At 70.5% G+C, this 13,421-nt stretch carries 14 protein-coding genes and 4 pseudogenes; 4 read left to right on the plus strand and 14 right to left on the minus strand.

The genetic code is table 11. The features are described 5' to 3' along the window. Positions 1–37 precede the first annotated feature (37 nt). The 13 genes and pseudogenes from G4G29_RS18360 to hemE form a co-directional block, all read right to left on the minus strand. Positions 38–1,360 (minus strand): glutamate-1-semialdehyde 2,1-aminomutase, encoded by a 1,323-nt coding sequence (locus tag G4G29_RS18360; RefSeq protein ID WP_183151113.1) that lies wholly within the window; start codon positions 1,358–1,360, stop codon positions 38–40. Positions 1,361–1,373: 13 nt separating this feature from the next. Beyond that, positions 1,374–2,351: a porphobilinogen synthase gene (hemB, locus tag G4G29_RS18365; RefSeq protein WP_183151114.1), complete on the minus strand. Its 978-nt coding sequence runs from the start codon at positions 2,349–2,351 to the stop codon at positions 1,374–1,376. Further along, positions 2,348–3,144, minus strand: a pseudogene (locus G4G29_RS18370) (uroporphyrinogen-III synthase). Before G4G29_RS18370 ends, hemB begins: the two are co-directional and overlap by 4 nt. A 6-nt stretch (positions 3,145–3,150) precedes the next feature. Next, complete coding sequence (hemC, locus tag G4G29_RS18375; RefSeq protein ID WP_183151115.1) at positions 3,151–4,140, minus strand: hydroxymethylbilane synthase; 990 nt, start codon at positions 4,138–4,140, stop codon at positions 3,151–3,153. Positions 4,141–4,145: 5 nt separating this feature from the next. Next, the gene (hemQ, locus tag G4G29_RS18380) at positions 4,146–4,826 is read right to left on the minus strand and encodes a hydrogen peroxide-dependent heme synthase (protein ID WP_183151116.1); all 681 of its coding nucleotides are present in this window, start codon (positions 4,824–4,826) and stop codon (positions 4,146–4,148) included. 98 nt (positions 4,827–4,924) lie between these two features. After that, the gene (locus G4G29_RS18385; RefSeq protein WP_183151117.1) at positions 4,925–5,197 is read right to left on the minus strand and encodes a hypothetical protein; all 273 of its coding nucleotides are present in this window, start codon (positions 5,195–5,197) and stop codon (positions 4,925–4,927) included. Then, positions 5,184–5,591 (minus strand): phage holin family protein, encoded by a 408-nt coding sequence (locus tag G4G29_RS18390; RefSeq protein ID WP_183151118.1) that lies wholly within the window; start codon positions 5,589–5,591, stop codon positions 5,184–5,186. Before G4G29_RS18390 ends, G4G29_RS18385 begins: the two co-directional genes overlap by 14 nt. Position 5,592: 1 nt before the next feature. Beyond that, entirely contained in the window at positions 5,593–6,015 is a 423-nt protein-coding gene (locus G4G29_RS18395; RefSeq protein WP_183151119.1) for a hypothetical protein, read from the minus strand. 151 nt (positions 6,016–6,166) lie between these two features. Then, on the minus strand, positions 6,167–6,457 hold the full coding sequence (locus tag G4G29_RS22920) for a hypothetical protein (RefSeq protein ID WP_244632178.1): 291 nt from the start codon (positions 6,455–6,457) through the stop codon (positions 6,167–6,169). Next, positions 6,454–6,705, minus strand: a complete 252-nt coding sequence (locus tag G4G29_RS22925; RefSeq protein WP_244632179.1) for a hypothetical protein — start codon at positions 6,703–6,705, stop codon at positions 6,454–6,456. Before G4G29_RS22925 ends, G4G29_RS22920 begins: the two co-directional genes overlap by 4 nt. Next, positions 6,693–7,082 (minus strand): hypothetical protein, encoded by a 390-nt coding sequence (locus tag G4G29_RS22930; protein WP_244632180.1) that lies wholly within the window; start codon positions 7,080–7,082, stop codon positions 6,693–6,695. The genes G4G29_RS22925 and G4G29_RS22930 overlap by 13 nt, the downstream gene beginning before the upstream one ends. A gap of 26 nt (positions 7,083–7,108) precedes the next feature. Next, the gene (locus G4G29_RS22935; RefSeq protein ID WP_244632181.1) at positions 7,109–7,729 is read right to left on the minus strand and encodes an NAD(P)-binding protein; all 621 of its coding nucleotides are present in this window, start codon (positions 7,727–7,729) and stop codon (positions 7,109–7,111) included. A gap of 37 nt (positions 7,730–7,766) precedes the next feature. After that, the gene (gene hemE, locus G4G29_RS18405) at positions 7,767–8,789 is read right to left on the minus strand and encodes a uroporphyrinogen decarboxylase (protein WP_183151120.1); all 1,023 of its coding nucleotides are present in this window, start codon (positions 8,787–8,789) and stop codon (positions 7,767–7,769) included. Between the two features lie 98 nt (positions 8,790–8,887). Here hemE and G4G29_RS18410 point away from each other — a divergent pair. The 3 genes and pseudogenes from G4G29_RS18410 to G4G29_RS18420 all read left to right on the plus strand — a co-directional run. Continuing rightward, positions 8,888–9,973, plus strand: a pseudogene (locus tag G4G29_RS18410) (glutamyl-tRNA reductase); the annotation flags it as partial. Positions 9,974–10,207: 234 nt separating this feature from the next. Continuing rightward, positions 10,208–10,780: an HhH-GPD-type base excision DNA repair protein gene (locus tag G4G29_RS18415; RefSeq protein ID WP_183151121.1), complete on the plus strand. Its 573-nt coding sequence runs from the start codon at positions 10,208–10,210 to the stop codon at positions 10,778–10,780. Between the two features lie 85 nt (positions 10,781–10,865). Then, positions 10,866–11,201 (plus strand): DUF1801 domain-containing protein, encoded by a 336-nt coding sequence (locus G4G29_RS18420; RefSeq protein ID WP_244632182.1) that lies wholly within the window; start codon positions 10,866–10,868, stop codon positions 11,199–11,201. Between the two features lie 542 nt (positions 11,202–11,743). On the opposite strand, the pseudogene G4G29_RS24285 reads toward G4G29_RS18420, so the two are convergent. Continuing rightward, positions 11,744–12,406 (minus strand): annotated as a pseudogene (locus G4G29_RS24285) (epoxide hydrolase); the annotation flags it as partial. A 48-nt stretch (positions 12,407–12,454) separates the two neighbouring features. Here G4G29_RS24285 and G4G29_RS18430 point away from each other — a divergent pair. Then, positions 12,455–13,413, plus strand: a pseudogene (locus tag G4G29_RS18430) (WYL domain-containing protein). The last annotated feature ends 8 nt before the right edge of the window (positions 13,414–13,421 follow it).

A 13,421-nucleotide genomic window follows, 5' to 3' on the forward strand; every position in this document is an offset into this window, starting at 1 on the left:
TCCACACTCGACGGACCTCGACGGGCCTCGACGGACGTTACGGGCGCGCGGCGGCTGCGGCGGAGGCGGCAGCGGGGAGGGCGGCCTCGATGTGCTGCAGCTCCTCTTCCCCGTGCGCTGCCGTGAGGAACCAGGCTTCGAACACGCTCGGCGGAAGAGCCACACCCTGCTCGCGCAGCGAGTGGAAGAACGGGGCGTAACGGAACGATTCCTGCGCCTGCGCTTCGGCGTAGGTGCGCGGCACCGACGCTCGGAACGACGCGCTGAAGAGGTTGCCGGCCGTGGCGACCGTGTGAGTCACCCCCGCCGACGTCAGTGCGGCATCGAGTGCAGCGGACACTCGTGCGGACGCCGCGTCCACGGTCGCATACACCTCGGGCGTCGCGAGCCGCAGCGTGGCGAGTCCCGCCGCGACCGAGAGCGGATTCCCCGACAACGTACCCGCCTGATACACGGGTCCGAGCGGCGCGAGCAGGTCCATGACCTCGGCGCGACCGCCCAGCGCGGCCAGCGGCATGCCGCCGCCGACGACCTTGCCGAACGTGAAGATGTCGGGGAGGTACTCCTCGCCCCCGGCGGCCTGGAGACCCCAGAAGCCCGCGGGGTGCACGCGGAAGCCGGTCAGCACCTCGTCGATGATCATCAGGGCGCCGTGGGCATGCGCGGTCTCGGCGATGAGGCGGTTGAATCCGGGCAGCGGAGGGACGACGCCCATGTTCGCGGCCGACGCCTCGACGATGACCGCGGCGATGCGCTGACCGTGCTCGGCGAACACCGCAGCCAACGCCTCGGGGTCGTTGTATCCGATGACGAGGGTCTGCGCGGCGATCGGCGCAGGCACACCGGCGGACCCGGGAAGGGCGAGCGTCGCGACACCCGATCCCGCCTCGGCGAGGAGTCCGTCCGAGTGGCCGTGGTAGTGCCCGGCGAACTTCACCAGCAGGTCTCGGCCGGTGGCGCCGCGCGCGAGGCGGATCGCCGTCATCGTCGCCTCGGTCCCGGTCGAGACCAGGCGCACGCGCTCGATCGGACGGGTCTCGCCGAACCTCACGCGGTCGGCGATCACCGCTGCGAGCTCGACCTCGCCCTCGGTCGGCGCACCGAACGACAGCCCCCGTGACGCCGCCTCCTGCACCGCGGCGACGATCTCGGGGTGGGCATGTCCGAGCAGAGCCGGACCCCACGACGCGACCAGGTCGACGTACTCGCGCCCGGCCGCATCCGTCACCCTGGCCCCCTTCGCCGATGCCAGGAACCGCGGCGTCCCGCCGACGGAGCCGTACGCGCGCACCGGCGAGTTGACGCCACCGGGGATCACCGCGCGGGCAGCGGAGAACAGGTCGTCATTGCGGTCGGTCATGAGAACTCCTCGGTCAATCGCGCAGCCAGCCCGCAGCCTCGGTCGCCCAATACGTCAGCACCGCATCGGCGCCCGCACGGCGGATCGAGAGCAGGGACTCCAGCACGGCGGCACGGCGGTCGATCCAGCCGTTCGCGCCGGCGGCCTCGATCATCGCGTACTCGCCCGAGACCTGGTATGCCCACACCGGAATGCTCACGGTGTCGCGCACCTCGCGCAGCACGTCGAGGAAGGCCATCGCCGGCTTCACCATCACGATGTCCGCGCCTTCGGCCTCGTCGACGACAGCCTCGCGGACGCCCTCCCGACGGTTCCCCGGATCGAGCTGGTAGGTGCGCCGGTCGCCTTTCAGCTGCGAATCGACGGCCTCGCGGAACGGCCCGTAGAACGCGCTCGCATACTTCGCGGCATAGGCGAGCAGCAGGGTGTCCGTGAAGCCCTCCGCATCCAGCGCGGCGCGGATCACGGCGACCTGACCGTCCATCATCCCCGACAGACCCAGCAACTGCGACCCGGCCCCGGCCTGAGCGAGCGCCATGGACGTGTAGCGCTCGAGCGTCGCGTCGTTGTCGACCGAGCCGTCTGCCGCGAGCACGCCGCAGTGGCCGTGATCGGTGAACTCGTCCAGACACAGATCGGTCTGCACGACGAGCGCATCCCCGACCTCGGCGGCCAGGGCCTCGGTCGCGACGTTGAGGATGCCGCGGGGATCGTCGGCCCCGGAACCGCGCGCGTCGCGCACTGCCGGCACACCGAACAGCATCACGCCGCCCACGCCGGCTTCGGCGGCTTCCACAGCCGCGGAACGCAAGGAGTCCAGCGAGTGCTGCGCGACTCCGGGCATCGAGCCGATCTCGACCGGCTCCGAGAGACCTTCGCGGACGAAGAGCGGGAGCACGAGCTGTCGGGGCTGCACCGAGGTCTCGCGCACGAGATCGCGCACCGCCCGCGACTGGCGCAGTCTCCTCAGACGGACATCCGGGTAGCTCACGGCGCGAACTCGTCGGCCGCGTGCGGAAGCGTGAAGTGCGAGACCGCCTCGATCAGCGCGTCGACGGTCTGACGATCGGCGACGACCGACACCGGCAGACCCGCTCGTTCGGCGTCCTTCGCGGTCCGCGGCCCGATCGCGGCGAGCAGGGTCTCGTCGGGGATCTCCGGGAACTGCTCACGCACCTGCTCCGCCACGGAACCGCTCGTGATGAGGATCGCGTTGATCCGACCGTTCTCGACATCGCGGCGGATGCGCTCCGTGACCGGAACGCCGACCGTGCGGTAGGCGACGACACCGTGCACGTCGTGCCCGGCTTCGGAGAGGAGCCTGCTGAGCACGGGCTTGGCGATCTCGCTGCGCAGGGCGAGGATGCGGCGCGGCTCCTTCTCGAGGGCGATGAGCTGCTGAGCCATCCCCTCCGCGGAGTTGTCCTGCTCGGGGACCAGCGTGACCTCGTAGCCGACCGCCTGCAGCGCCGTCGCCGTCGTCTCGCCGACCGCGGCGATCTTGGTCGAGCGGGGCACCTGTGCCCGGTGCGCGAAGAGCACATCGACCGTGGTGGCGCTCGTGACGGTCAGCCAGTCGAACTCCCCGGCCGCCAGCTGCGCCAGGGCGACGTCGAGCGTGGCCTGGTCGGTCGTCGGCGCGAAGTTGATGAGGGCGCCACGACGGGGACGGCACCCAGTGCCCGGAGGCTCGCGGCGACGCCGTCGCCCCAGGGCCCGCCGCGGGGTACGAGGATTCGCCAGCCGTCCAGCGGTCGGTCCTGCTTGATTTCGGAAGTGGTCATGAGGATTTATTGCTCTCGGGGTACGAGGCCGGCCGCCCCTTGATCGAGCAGCCGACGGGCAACAGTGAACCCGAGCTCGCGCGCTGCGTGCATCGGGTCTGCACCATCGGCAGCATCCGCTCCATTGCCACTGCCGTTCCGACGAATATACTCCCCGTTCAGGGCTTCGGTGACGTCGAGGCCGATCCGGCGGCTGCCATCGAGGGCGTAGACGACCGTCCTGACGCGGATCGAGGAGCCGTCGACGACGGCGTGCGCTGCCATGGGAGCCTGGCACCCGGCGTCGAGTCCCTCGAGGATCGCGCGCTCCACCGTGATCGCCAGGCGGGTCGGCGCATCGTCCAGTTCCGCGAGAGCCGACAGAAGTTCTTCGGGGGCGTCCGTGCGGGTCTCGACCGCGAGCGATCCCTGCCCCGGAGCGGTCGGCCATTCCGCGAGACCGAGCTCCTCCCGGCGCAGCGGCGAGTCGGTGTCGAGCCTCGACAGACCAGCCGCCGCGAGGATCACCGCGTCCAGCTCTCCGGAGGCGACACGTGCGAGGCGGGAGTCGACGTTGCCCCGGATGTCGACGACCTCGGCGCCCGGCGCCCTGCGGTGCACCTGCGCGATCCGACGCGGCGAACCCGTGCCGACCGTGCTCCCGGAGCGCAGTTCGTGCAGCGGCACGCCGTGACGGGTGAGAACGACATCGCGCGGGTCTTCGCGCCGGGGTGTCGCCGCGATCAGCAGTCCATCGGGGACGGCCGTCGGCAGGTCTTTCAAGGAGTGGACGAGGAAGTCGCACTCGCCCGCGAGGAGTGCTTCGCGGAGCCGGGTGGCGAAGATGCCCTGCCCGCCGATCTCGGAGAGCGAGGCACGGTTCGTGTCGCCCTCGCTCGTGATCGGAACGAGCTCGACCCGGCGACCGGACACCTTCTCGAGTGCCGCGGCGACATGACCCGACTGCGCCTGCGCGAGCGCACTGCGACGGGTACCCAGACGGATGGCGGTGCTCATGACGTCTACTGGAGCACGTCCGCGATCTCGTCGAAGCGGAGTCTGCGCCCGGTGTAGAAGGGCACCTCCTCCTTCACGTACATGCGCGCGTCCGTGTAGCGGAGGTCGCGCATCAGGTCCACGAGGTCGGTGAGCTCATCGGCTTCGAGCGGAAGCAGCCACTCGTAGTCGCCGAGGGCGAAGGATGCGACCGTGTTGGCGAGCACGCCCGTGAACGCGGCACCACGGCGGCCGTGGTCGGCGAGCATCTTGCGACGATCCTCCTCGGGAGCGAGGTACCACTCCGGAGTGCGCACGAACGGGTAGAGGCACAGCCATTCCTTGGGCTCGACGCCGCGGAGGAAGCCCGGCACATGCGCGCGGTTGAACTCGGCGTCGCGGTGCACGCCCATGACGTTCCAGACCGGGAGCAGCGACCGCAGCAGTTCGGTGCGACGGAGCCGGCGCAGCGCCTTCTGCAGCTCTTCGGCGGTGTCGCCGTGCAGCCACACCATGAGGTCGGCATCGGCCTTGAGCCCGGAGACATCGTAGAAGCCGCGGACCGTGACGCCGGAGTCCTCGATGTAGGAGACGATCGTCTCGAGCTCGGTCGAGTCGTTCTCGGTCACCGGCACGTCGGGATTCCGTCGCCAGACGGCCCAGAGGGTGAAGCCGGACGGGTTCTCATCGCGCTCTTCGGACATCATGCTCCCCAGTCTGCCTCGTTTGCGGAGGAGCCGCTAATCACCCCAGGATGAGCGGACGACGACCTCCGGAATGACGGATCCTCGTGTGCGCAGGTGCGTCAGCGAGCGATCGCGCGTGCGATGGCCCACACGGCGCCACCCACGACCGCCGCGACACCCACCGCGGCGGCTATCGCGCCGATCGGATTGCGGTCGGCGAAGACCCTGGCCTTCGCGGCACCGCGCACCGATGCCTTCTCGATGCGACGAGGGATGTTCCCCTTCACCTCGATCGCGGCGAGCGCGGCCTTGAGCTCGGCACGGGCCGACGCGACGGGATCGACGATGCCGCCGGGGACAGCAGTACGCGGCAGCGACTCAGAATTCGTCATCGCCGGCCTCCTTCACGAGTCGGATGTCTTCGGCCACGGCCTGCGCCGGGTTCTGGCGCCGGAGCACCTTGCGGAACTTCAGGATGCCGAGAAGCGCGAACAGCAGCACGGCGACGATCAGGATTCCGAAGACGGCGATCGCGGAGAGCCACACCGGCCACCAGGACGACAGCCCGGCGATCGCGAAGACCAGGATCACCGGCACGGCCCAGAACAGGAAGAACAGGGCGACGAGGAACCACACCGAGCCGATGCCGGCGTCTTTCGAGGTGCGCGAGATCCAGGCCTTGGCGGCGTCGATCTCCGCCTTGACGAGGTTCGTGACGAGTTCCGGAAGATCCCCGAGGAGGGTCAGCAGACTGTCGTCGGCACGATCTCGGTATCCGCGGGGCATGTCAGGCGCCGGACTTCTTCGGGGCGGACTTGGCGGCCGCCGGCTTCTTGACGGCGGGCTTCTTCGCGGTGGAGGTCGACGACGCGGTCGCCTTCGCGGCCTCGACCGCCTCTTCGGTGGCTTCGGCCAGATCCTCGGCTGCCTCGCGACCCGTGGCGATGGCGGAGTCGAGGCGCTGCCCCGGCGTGCCCGAGCCGCTCACCGACTTCGCGACCTTGACGACGCCGGTCCAGAGAGCTCCGGGAACGGCCGCGGCCTTGTCGCCGACGAAGCCCTTCACCTTGGAGACCTGCTCCTGCACCGGGTCGAGGTGCCACACCTTCAACCACTGCGTCTTGATCTGCTCGTAGCGCTCACGCCCGGCACGGGTGCCGAGGACGTAGCCCACGCCGAGCCCGACGACGAGTCCGATCTTCCCCTTCATGGGGTCTCCTCACCTTGTTCCGGTTGTCCGGCCAGATTCGCCCGGTTGGGATGTGACCGCAGGCTTCCGCTCCCCTCGGCCAGGTACCCAGCGTAACCCCGTATGCCGATTTCGGCATCTACGGGTCAGAGGGTTGACACGGAGCGCTCGATCACTCCCACAACAGGGCGCGCCGCATTCGGTCGGCCTCGTCGCGCGCGTCGGGGATCACCTGAGCGAGCCCTGTCCCCGCGAGCCAGGCGCCCACCACGGCGACACCGGGAACGGCTCGGATCGCCGCACGCGCCGAGGTGCGCCGTTCGCCGGCGCCGATGATCGAGGCCGGCTGCGACTGGACGAAGCGGCCGCGGTGCGATGCGGAAACGGCCTCCGGGGCGAGTGCGACTCCGAGCAGGGCTGCGGCTTCGCGCCGCGCGAAGTCCGCCGCCTCGTCGTCGCTCATCCCTGCGGTCGCCGCAGGCTCCCCTGAGCGCCGAACGAGACACGGACGATCTGCCGGTCACCCGCGGCGTCGCGCACCCATCCCCACTTCGCGGTCGAATGCGTGAGGGCCTTCGCCGTGTGGCTGCCAGGGACGGTGAGAACTCCGGTCCCTCGCGGGGCGGTGGCCAGTCCCGGCGCGTCGAGGAGCAGGGTGACGATCTCGATCTCGGGCGAGGCGGCGGCCTCGGTCCACCTCAGCGCGGGCACGGCGACCGCGAGGATCTCCCGTGCGACAGCCTCGGGGTCGCGACGATGACGGCGTCGGCCGCCATCTCCTCGACTGTCGGTTCCGCCGCCAGATCTTCCACGATCCGCTCTGCGATGACGGGGTCGACGTCGTCCACCGCGACGGTCTCGCCGGGTGCGACCTCCATCTCGATCGACCACGTGTCACCGACCGCGCGGAGGCCGCGCACCCGCACGCCGGTCCGCACCTCGGCCCCGAGTTTCGTGAGGTCGTCCGAGAGCGCGTCGATGAGAGTGCTCATGCCTCCGGCCAGCCCCTCGACCGCGGCGCCGGGCGTCTTCGCCTCGGCCGGACCATCGGTGGCCTTCGCGGCGGCAGCATCCCGAAGCGCCTGCACCGCGCCGGAGAGCGAGCCGACCCGCGTCAGTGCGGCGTTGAGTCCCGGCGCTGCGACGTCGATGTCGATGTCGTCGGGGATGCCGAGTAGACACCGGTCGTCACGGGTGCGACGAGACGGTCCCGCACCTTCGCGCCCATCCGCGAGGCGACGAGCTTTCCGAGGCTGAGCTGGTGTCCGATCGTGAGCGGCGGGCGCACGCGATCGAGGTAGGCACGCCACACGCCGGACCATCCGATGATGCGGCGGACGTCGTCCTGGAACGGATTGGCGGGGATGCCCAGGATGCCTCCGGCCGGAAGAGGGGCCGCGCCCACTCCGGGGATGCCCGCAAGCCATGCGCCCCCGGCCTGCGGTACCACGATGCGGTCTGCGAGGTCGAGCTCCTCGACGAGCGCGCGCACGAGGCCGCCTCTCGTGGCGTAGCTCTCTGCCCCCGCATCCACGGTGATGCCGTCGAGATCGACACGGCGGATCGCCCCGCCGAGCACATCGGCGGCTTCGAGCACCGTGACGCGCATTCCGACCTTCGCGCACTCCCTCGCCGCGACGAGGCCCCCGATGCCGCCGCCCACGACGACGACATGCTTCTCCGCCGCGCGGGCGGCGAGGTCGGACGGCTCGGCCGGGGAAGGCTGCGTGGTCATCGGTGTCGATTCTCCGATCGAGGTGATCCGGTGGGTGTCAGATCGTGTGGGCCAACTCGACGATGCGGGTGAGCTGGTCGGGGTCGGTCTCGGGCGGGACGCCGTGCCCCAGGTTGAGGATGTGTGCGCGTGCGGCACGTCCGCGTTCGACGACATCGCGCACGTGCGCCTCCAGCACGGGCCACGGGGCGCCGAGCAGCGCCGGGTCGATGTTGCCCTGCACGGTGACGTCCGGTCCGAGGATCGCGGCGGCCTCATCGAGGGGCTGCCGCCAGTCGACCCCGACACCGTCGGCCACGCCGTCGAGACGCATGTCGTCGAGGAACCGTCCGGTACCCACGCCGAAGTGGATGGTGGGGAGGCCGATGCCGGACAGAGCGGCGTGGGAGTGCGGTGCGACGAAGGTGCGGTAGTCGGACGTGCTGAGAGACCCGGCCCAGCTGTCGAAGAGCTGCACGACGGAGGCTCCGGCATCGCGCTGCGTCTCGAGGAAGCGCCGCGAGACGGTCGCGAGCCAGCCCGCGAGACGGTTCCACGACGCGGGATCGGCGTGCATCATCGCCCGCGCCCGCAGGTGCTCCTTCGAGGGCCCGCCCTCGACGAGATAGGCCGCGAGGGTGAAGGGCGCTCCGGCGAAACCGATCAGCGGGGTGTCGCCGAGCTCTGCCGTGACGAGTCGGACGGCTTCGGCGATCGCCGTGCCGTCCAGGTCGTCCGGATCGATCGCGGTGATGCGGTCGACGTCGGCTGCCGTGCGCACCGGGTCCGCGAACACCGGGCCACGACCGGGCTCGATCTCGACGTCGACGCCCGCGAGCCGCAGCGGGATGACGATGTCGCTGAAGAACACCGCGGCGTCGACCCCGTGACGCCGGACCGGCTGCAACGTGATCTCGGCCGCGAGGTCGGGGGTGAGGCATGCGTCGAGCATCCGCGTGCCGACCCGCAGGTCGCGGTACTCCGGCAACGACCGGCCGGCCTGGCGCATGAACCACACCGGGGCGTGGTCGGGACGGTCGCCGGCGAGGGCGCGCAGGAGCGGGGCGTCGGAGAGGGCCATGGCTCCATCCTCCCATTCCCCCCTTGTGCGCCCGCCGAATCGGGCCGTGCGAATCCGGTCGGCGGACACTCCGGTACAATCGGTATGTGCTGCTGTGTGTGACGGCGAGTCACAAGACCGCCTCCTTCGAACTGCTCGAACGCCTGAGCCGCACCCCCGACGACGTCGCTCCCACCATCGTGGGCATGACGCCGTGCGTGCAGGGTGCCGTGGTCCTCGCGACGTGCAACCGGTTCGAGGCGTACGTGGAAATGGATGAGCCGGTCACGGCCGCCGGTGCCATCGGCGTCGAAGCCGTGATCGAGGCGGTCGAGTCCGCGACCGGCATCCCGGCCGCCGACCTCGACGGGGCCTACACCGTGCACTCGGGCCGCCGCGTCGCCGAGCATCTGTTCTCGGTCGCCTCAGGACTCGAGTCCGTCGTCTCCGGCGAGGGCGAGATCGCCGGACAGGTGCGCCGCGCCCTGAAGTCCGCGCGCAAGGACGGCACGACATCGCCCGAGCTCGAGCGCCTGTTCCAGCGCGCCAGCCAGGCCCAGCGCAAGGTCAAGAACGTCACCGCCCTCGGCCGCGCCGGCCGCTCGCTCGTGCGTCTCGCGCTCGAGCTCGCCGACAGCCGCATCGCCGACTGGTCCGCCGAGCGCGTGCTGCTGGTCGGCACCGGCGCCTATGCGGCGGTCACCCTCGCCACCCTGCGCGAGCGCGGCGCCGTGAACATCTCGGTGTACTCGCCCTCCGGCCGTGCCGAGGTGTTCGCCGCGAAGCACGGCATCCGGGCGATCACCGCCGAGGAGTACGCCCAGACCGCCGCCCGGTCGAGCCTGCTCATCACCTGCACCACCGCCACGGAGCCGGTGCTCGGGCCGGAGCACCTTCAGCTGCCGGCCGGCCTCGCCCCGGCTGGCTGCCCGGTCGGCGCGCACAGCCAGCTGGTGGTCGACCTCGGCATGCCCCGCAACGTCGACCCCGCGGTCGCCGCTCTCGAGGGAGTCGCACTCCTCGACCTCGAGACCATCCGTCTGCACGCGCCGCTCGAGGAGCTGCAGGCGACGGATGCCGCACGCAGCGTCGTCCGCGAAGCCGCTGAGACCTTCCATGTGGTGGGCGCACGCCAGAGCGTGACACCGTCGGTCGTCGCCTTCCGCTCGCACATCTTCGAGCTGCTCGAGCGTGAGATCGATCGTGCCCGGGCGCGCGGCGACGAAGACGGCAAGGTCGAGCAGGCTCTGCGCCACCTTTCCGGGTGCTCCTGCACACGCCGACCGTCCGCGCGCACGAGCTCGCCGCCGCCGGCCGCGCCGACGAGTTCGCCGCCGCGCTGTCGGCCCTGTACGGCATCGCGCCCGAAGCCGATGCCCCTGGCGCAGACGACGCCGCGACCGCCTGACGCGCTCGGCCGCAGGTGGGACACTGGAGGCATGGCCCTTCACATCACCGGAGACACCGCCGCCGACGCGCTGCTGACCGAGAATCCCCTGGCACTGCTCGTGGGCATGCTCCTGGACCAGCAGGTGCCGATGGAGACCGCGTTCGCCGGTCCGCTCAAGATCGAACAGCGCACCGGGGCTGCGGATGCCACGGCGATCGCCGGCATGGCGCCGGACGAGTTCCTCGAGGCCTTCAAGCAGACCCCCGCCGTGCACCGGTTCCCCGGATCGATGGCGACGCGCGTGCAGACGCTGTGCCAGACCCTGGTCGACGACTGGGGCGGCGACGCCGCGGCCCTGTGGACCGAGGGAGACCCGTCCGGAGCCGAGGTGTTGAAGCGGCTCAAGGCGCTCCCCGGCTTCGGCGAGCAGAAGGCGAAGATCTTCCTCGCGCTCCTCGGAAAGCAGTACGGCTTCACGGGCGAGGGCTGGCGCGAGGCGTCGGCGCCCTACGGCGAGGACGGCTCGTACCGCAGCGTCGCCGACATCGTCTCGCCCGACTCGCTCACGAAGGTGCGTGAGCACAAGAAGGCCATGAAGGCTGCGGCGAAGGCGCAGAAGTGAAGCCGACGGGCGACGACGTCGCAGGACTCATCGCCCGCTCCTCCCCGCGACCCGCCGTCGGGACGCCGAGACGCTGACCGCGCTCATGCAGGAGATCACCGGTCGCGAACCGCAGACGTGGGGCACGATCATCGGATTCGGCTCGTGCCACTACCGCTACCCCACCGGCACGGAGGGTGACAGCGGGGTGCTCGGCTTCGCCCCTCGCAAGGCCGCGACCACGATCTACCTCTTCGACGGCGTCGATGCCCACTCCGAGGCCCTGGCAGAACTCGGCCCGCACACCACGGGCGTCGGATGCCTGTACATCAAAGACCTCGAGCAGGTCGACCTCGACGTGCTGCGGAGCATCCTCGAACGCTCGCTGGCCTGGGTCGAAGCCGGCGGCACGCCCGACGTGCAGCTCACCGTCACGGGCTGAGCCGGGGCGGCGAGCTGCACGTCGGGCAGCTGAGGGTCAGCGCCCGACGGCGAAGAACGCGCGGATATCGGCGGCCAGCACATCCGGACGCTCCAGGGCGGCGAAATGTCCTCCGTCGGCGAAGCGGCTCCAGTGCACGATGTTCGCGTTGTCACGCTCGGCGAAGACCCGGATCGTCTGGAAGTCGTCCGCGAAGACGGCGACCCCGTCCGTGCGGCGTTGATCCGGGGTTCGGCGCCCTCCGCCGCGGCAGCCGCCCTGGCGTTCTCCAGGTAGCTGCGGCTCATGCCCGAGGCCGCGTTCGCGAACCAGTTCACGCTGACCTCGAGCAGGATCATCTCCAACGGCACGAGCGACGTGCCATTGCCGAAGGAGTTGAACAGCTCGCTGTACGCCAGGAGTCCGACCGGGGAGTCGCTGAGCCCCACCGACACGGTCTGCGGGCGGGAGGCGTTCATGGCGTTGTACCCGCCGACCGACTGGAACCACTGCATGTGCTCGAGGCCGGCGTAGTCGGCCGGTTCGAGCTTCTCGAACTCCGCCGGGTCGCCCGAGGGGAACGAGAACAGCTGCAGCACGTGCAGTCCAAGGAATCCTGCGGGTTCGATCAGGCCCAGCTCGCGTGCCACCATGGCGCCGTTGTCCGAGCCGTGGATGCCGTAGCTGTCGTAGCCGAGGGCACGCATCAGACGGTCGTACGCCGCCGCGACGCGCGCCGTCGTCCACCCCGCTGAGGCCAGGGGCTGCGAGAACCCGTAGCCGGGAGCATCCGGGATCACCACGTCGAAGGCGTCTTCGGCACGACCGCCGTGCGCCTCGGGGTCGACGAGACGGTCGATCAGATCGAGATAGTCCACGGCGGAGCCGGGGTAGGTGTGCGCGAGCAGCAGCGGCTTCGCGCCCTCGTGCGCGGAACGCACGTGGATGAAGTGGATCGTCTGCCCGTCGATCTCGGTGGTGAAGTGCGGGACGGCGTTGATCCGTTCCTGGGCGGCCTCCCAGTCGAACGCGCGCCAGGCGGCGACCGCCTCGCGCAGGTAGGAGTTCGGGGTGCCGGCGTCCCAGTCGTCCGTCGGCGACGGCTGCGGGAGGCGGGTGCGGGCGAGACGATCCTGGAGATCGGCGACCTCGGCAGCGGAGACCGAGACGGTGAAAGGGCGGAAGGCGAGCGTCGTGTTTTCCATGTCTCGAAGGTAGAAGCGCATTAGGTTGGATTCGTTCCTAATAGGCGAACGACTTTCGGAAGGGGTCCGATGGCTGATCCGACCGTGCGGCTGCTCGCGCTGCTGGCCCTGCTGCAGACCGGCCCTGCACGCTCGGGGGCGGATCTCGCCGCACGACTGGGCGTCTCCTCCCGCACCGTGCGGCACGACATCGAGCGGCTGCGCGACCTGGGCTACCCGGTCGACGCCACGCGAGGACCTATCGGCGGATACCGCCTCGGCGCAGGCGGCAGCCTCCTCCCCTCCTCCTCGACGATGAGGAGGCCGTGGCGGTCACGGTCGGACTCCGCGCCGCAGCGGGCATCGCGGGCATCGCCGAGTCGGGCGCCAGGGCTCTCGCCAAACTCGAGCAGGTGCTCCCCTCGCACCTGCGCCCGACCGTCGACGCCCTCCGCTCGAGCGTCGACCGGGCCCCGGAGAACAACGACACCGACGCCCCCGATCCCGAAGTCGACGCCGCATCCCTGCAGGCCGTCGCGAGTGCGATCCGCAGTGCGGAGTGGCTGCGCTTCGACTACGAAGGCACACCGGTGCTGGTCGAGCCGTACCGACTGCTCACCTGGGTACGACGCTGGTACCTCGTGGCGCGCGACCCGCGAACCGACGAGTGGGGAACCTACCGCGTCGACTGGATGAGTCTTCGGATGCCGACGCATCGGCGCTTCGACCCACAGCCCCTTCCCGGCGGCGACTACACGGCGTTCGCGATGCGTACCATCGCCGTGAGCGGCTGGAAGGTGCACGCCCGACTCCGGATCGACGCCCCGGCGGAAGCCGTGCTCGACCGCATCCATGCCGCCGTCGGCGTGGTCGAACCCGTCGACGACGAACACTGCATCCTCGTCACAGGCGCCGACAGCCTCGATACCGTCGCCGCGTACATCGGCATGCTGATGATGGACTTCAGCGTCGAGAGCCCACCCGAACTGCTCCCGCGCTTGCAACTGCTCTCCGAGCGCTACGCGCGAGCGGTCGCGGGGAGCAACTGAAAGACCCC

Origin of the sequence: Microbacterium sp. Se63.02b, assembly GCF_014171575.1 — a bacterium.
Lineage (GTDB): Bacteria > Actinomycetota > Actinomycetes > Actinomycetales > Microbacteriaceae > Microbacterium.

Excerpts from the sequence above, each read along its gene's own strand:
- G4G29_RS18395 (WP_183151119.1), bottom strand. The coding sequence starts at position 6,015 with ATGAAGGGGAAGATCGGACTCGTCGTCGGGCTCGGCGTGGGCTACGTC.
- G4G29_RS18415 (WP_183151121.1), top strand. The coding sequence starts at position 10,208 with ATGGCCCTTCACATCACCGGAGACACCGCCGCCGACGCGCTGCTGACC.
- G4G29_RS18390 (WP_183151118.1), bottom strand. The coding sequence starts at position 5,591 with ATGCCCCGCGGATACCGAGATCGTGCCGACGACAGTCTGCTGACCCTC.
- hemQ (WP_183151116.1), bottom strand. The coding sequence starts at position 4,826 with ATGATGTCCGAAGAGCGCGATGAGAACCCGTCCGGCTTCACCCTCTGG.
- hemE (WP_183151120.1), bottom strand. The coding sequence starts at position 8,789 with ATGGCCCTCTCCGACGCCCCGCTCCTGCGCGCCCTCGCCGGCGACCGT.
- G4G29_RS18385 (WP_183151117.1), bottom strand. The coding sequence starts at position 5,197 with ATGACGAATTCTGAGTCGCTGCCGCGTACTGCTGTCCCCGGCGGCATC.
- G4G29_RS22920 (WP_244632178.1), bottom strand. The coding sequence starts at position 6,457 with ATGAGCGACGACGAGGCGGCGGACTTCGCGCGGCGCGAAGCCGCAGCC.
- hemC (WP_183151115.1), bottom strand. The coding sequence starts at position 4,140 with ATGAGCACCGCCATCCGTCTGGGTACCCGTCGCAGTGCGCTCGCGCAG.
- G4G29_RS18360 (WP_183151113.1), bottom strand. The coding sequence starts at position 1,360 with ATGACCGACCGCAATGACGACCTGTTCTCCGCTGCCCGCGCGGTGATC.
- G4G29_RS18420 (WP_244632182.1), top strand. The coding sequence starts at position 10,866 with ATGCAGGAGATCACCGGTCGCGAACCGCAGACGTGGGGCACGATCATC.
- G4G29_RS22935 (WP_244632181.1), bottom strand. The coding sequence starts at position 7,729 with ATGACCACGCAGCCTTCCCCGGCCGAGCCGTCCGACCTCGCCGCCCGC.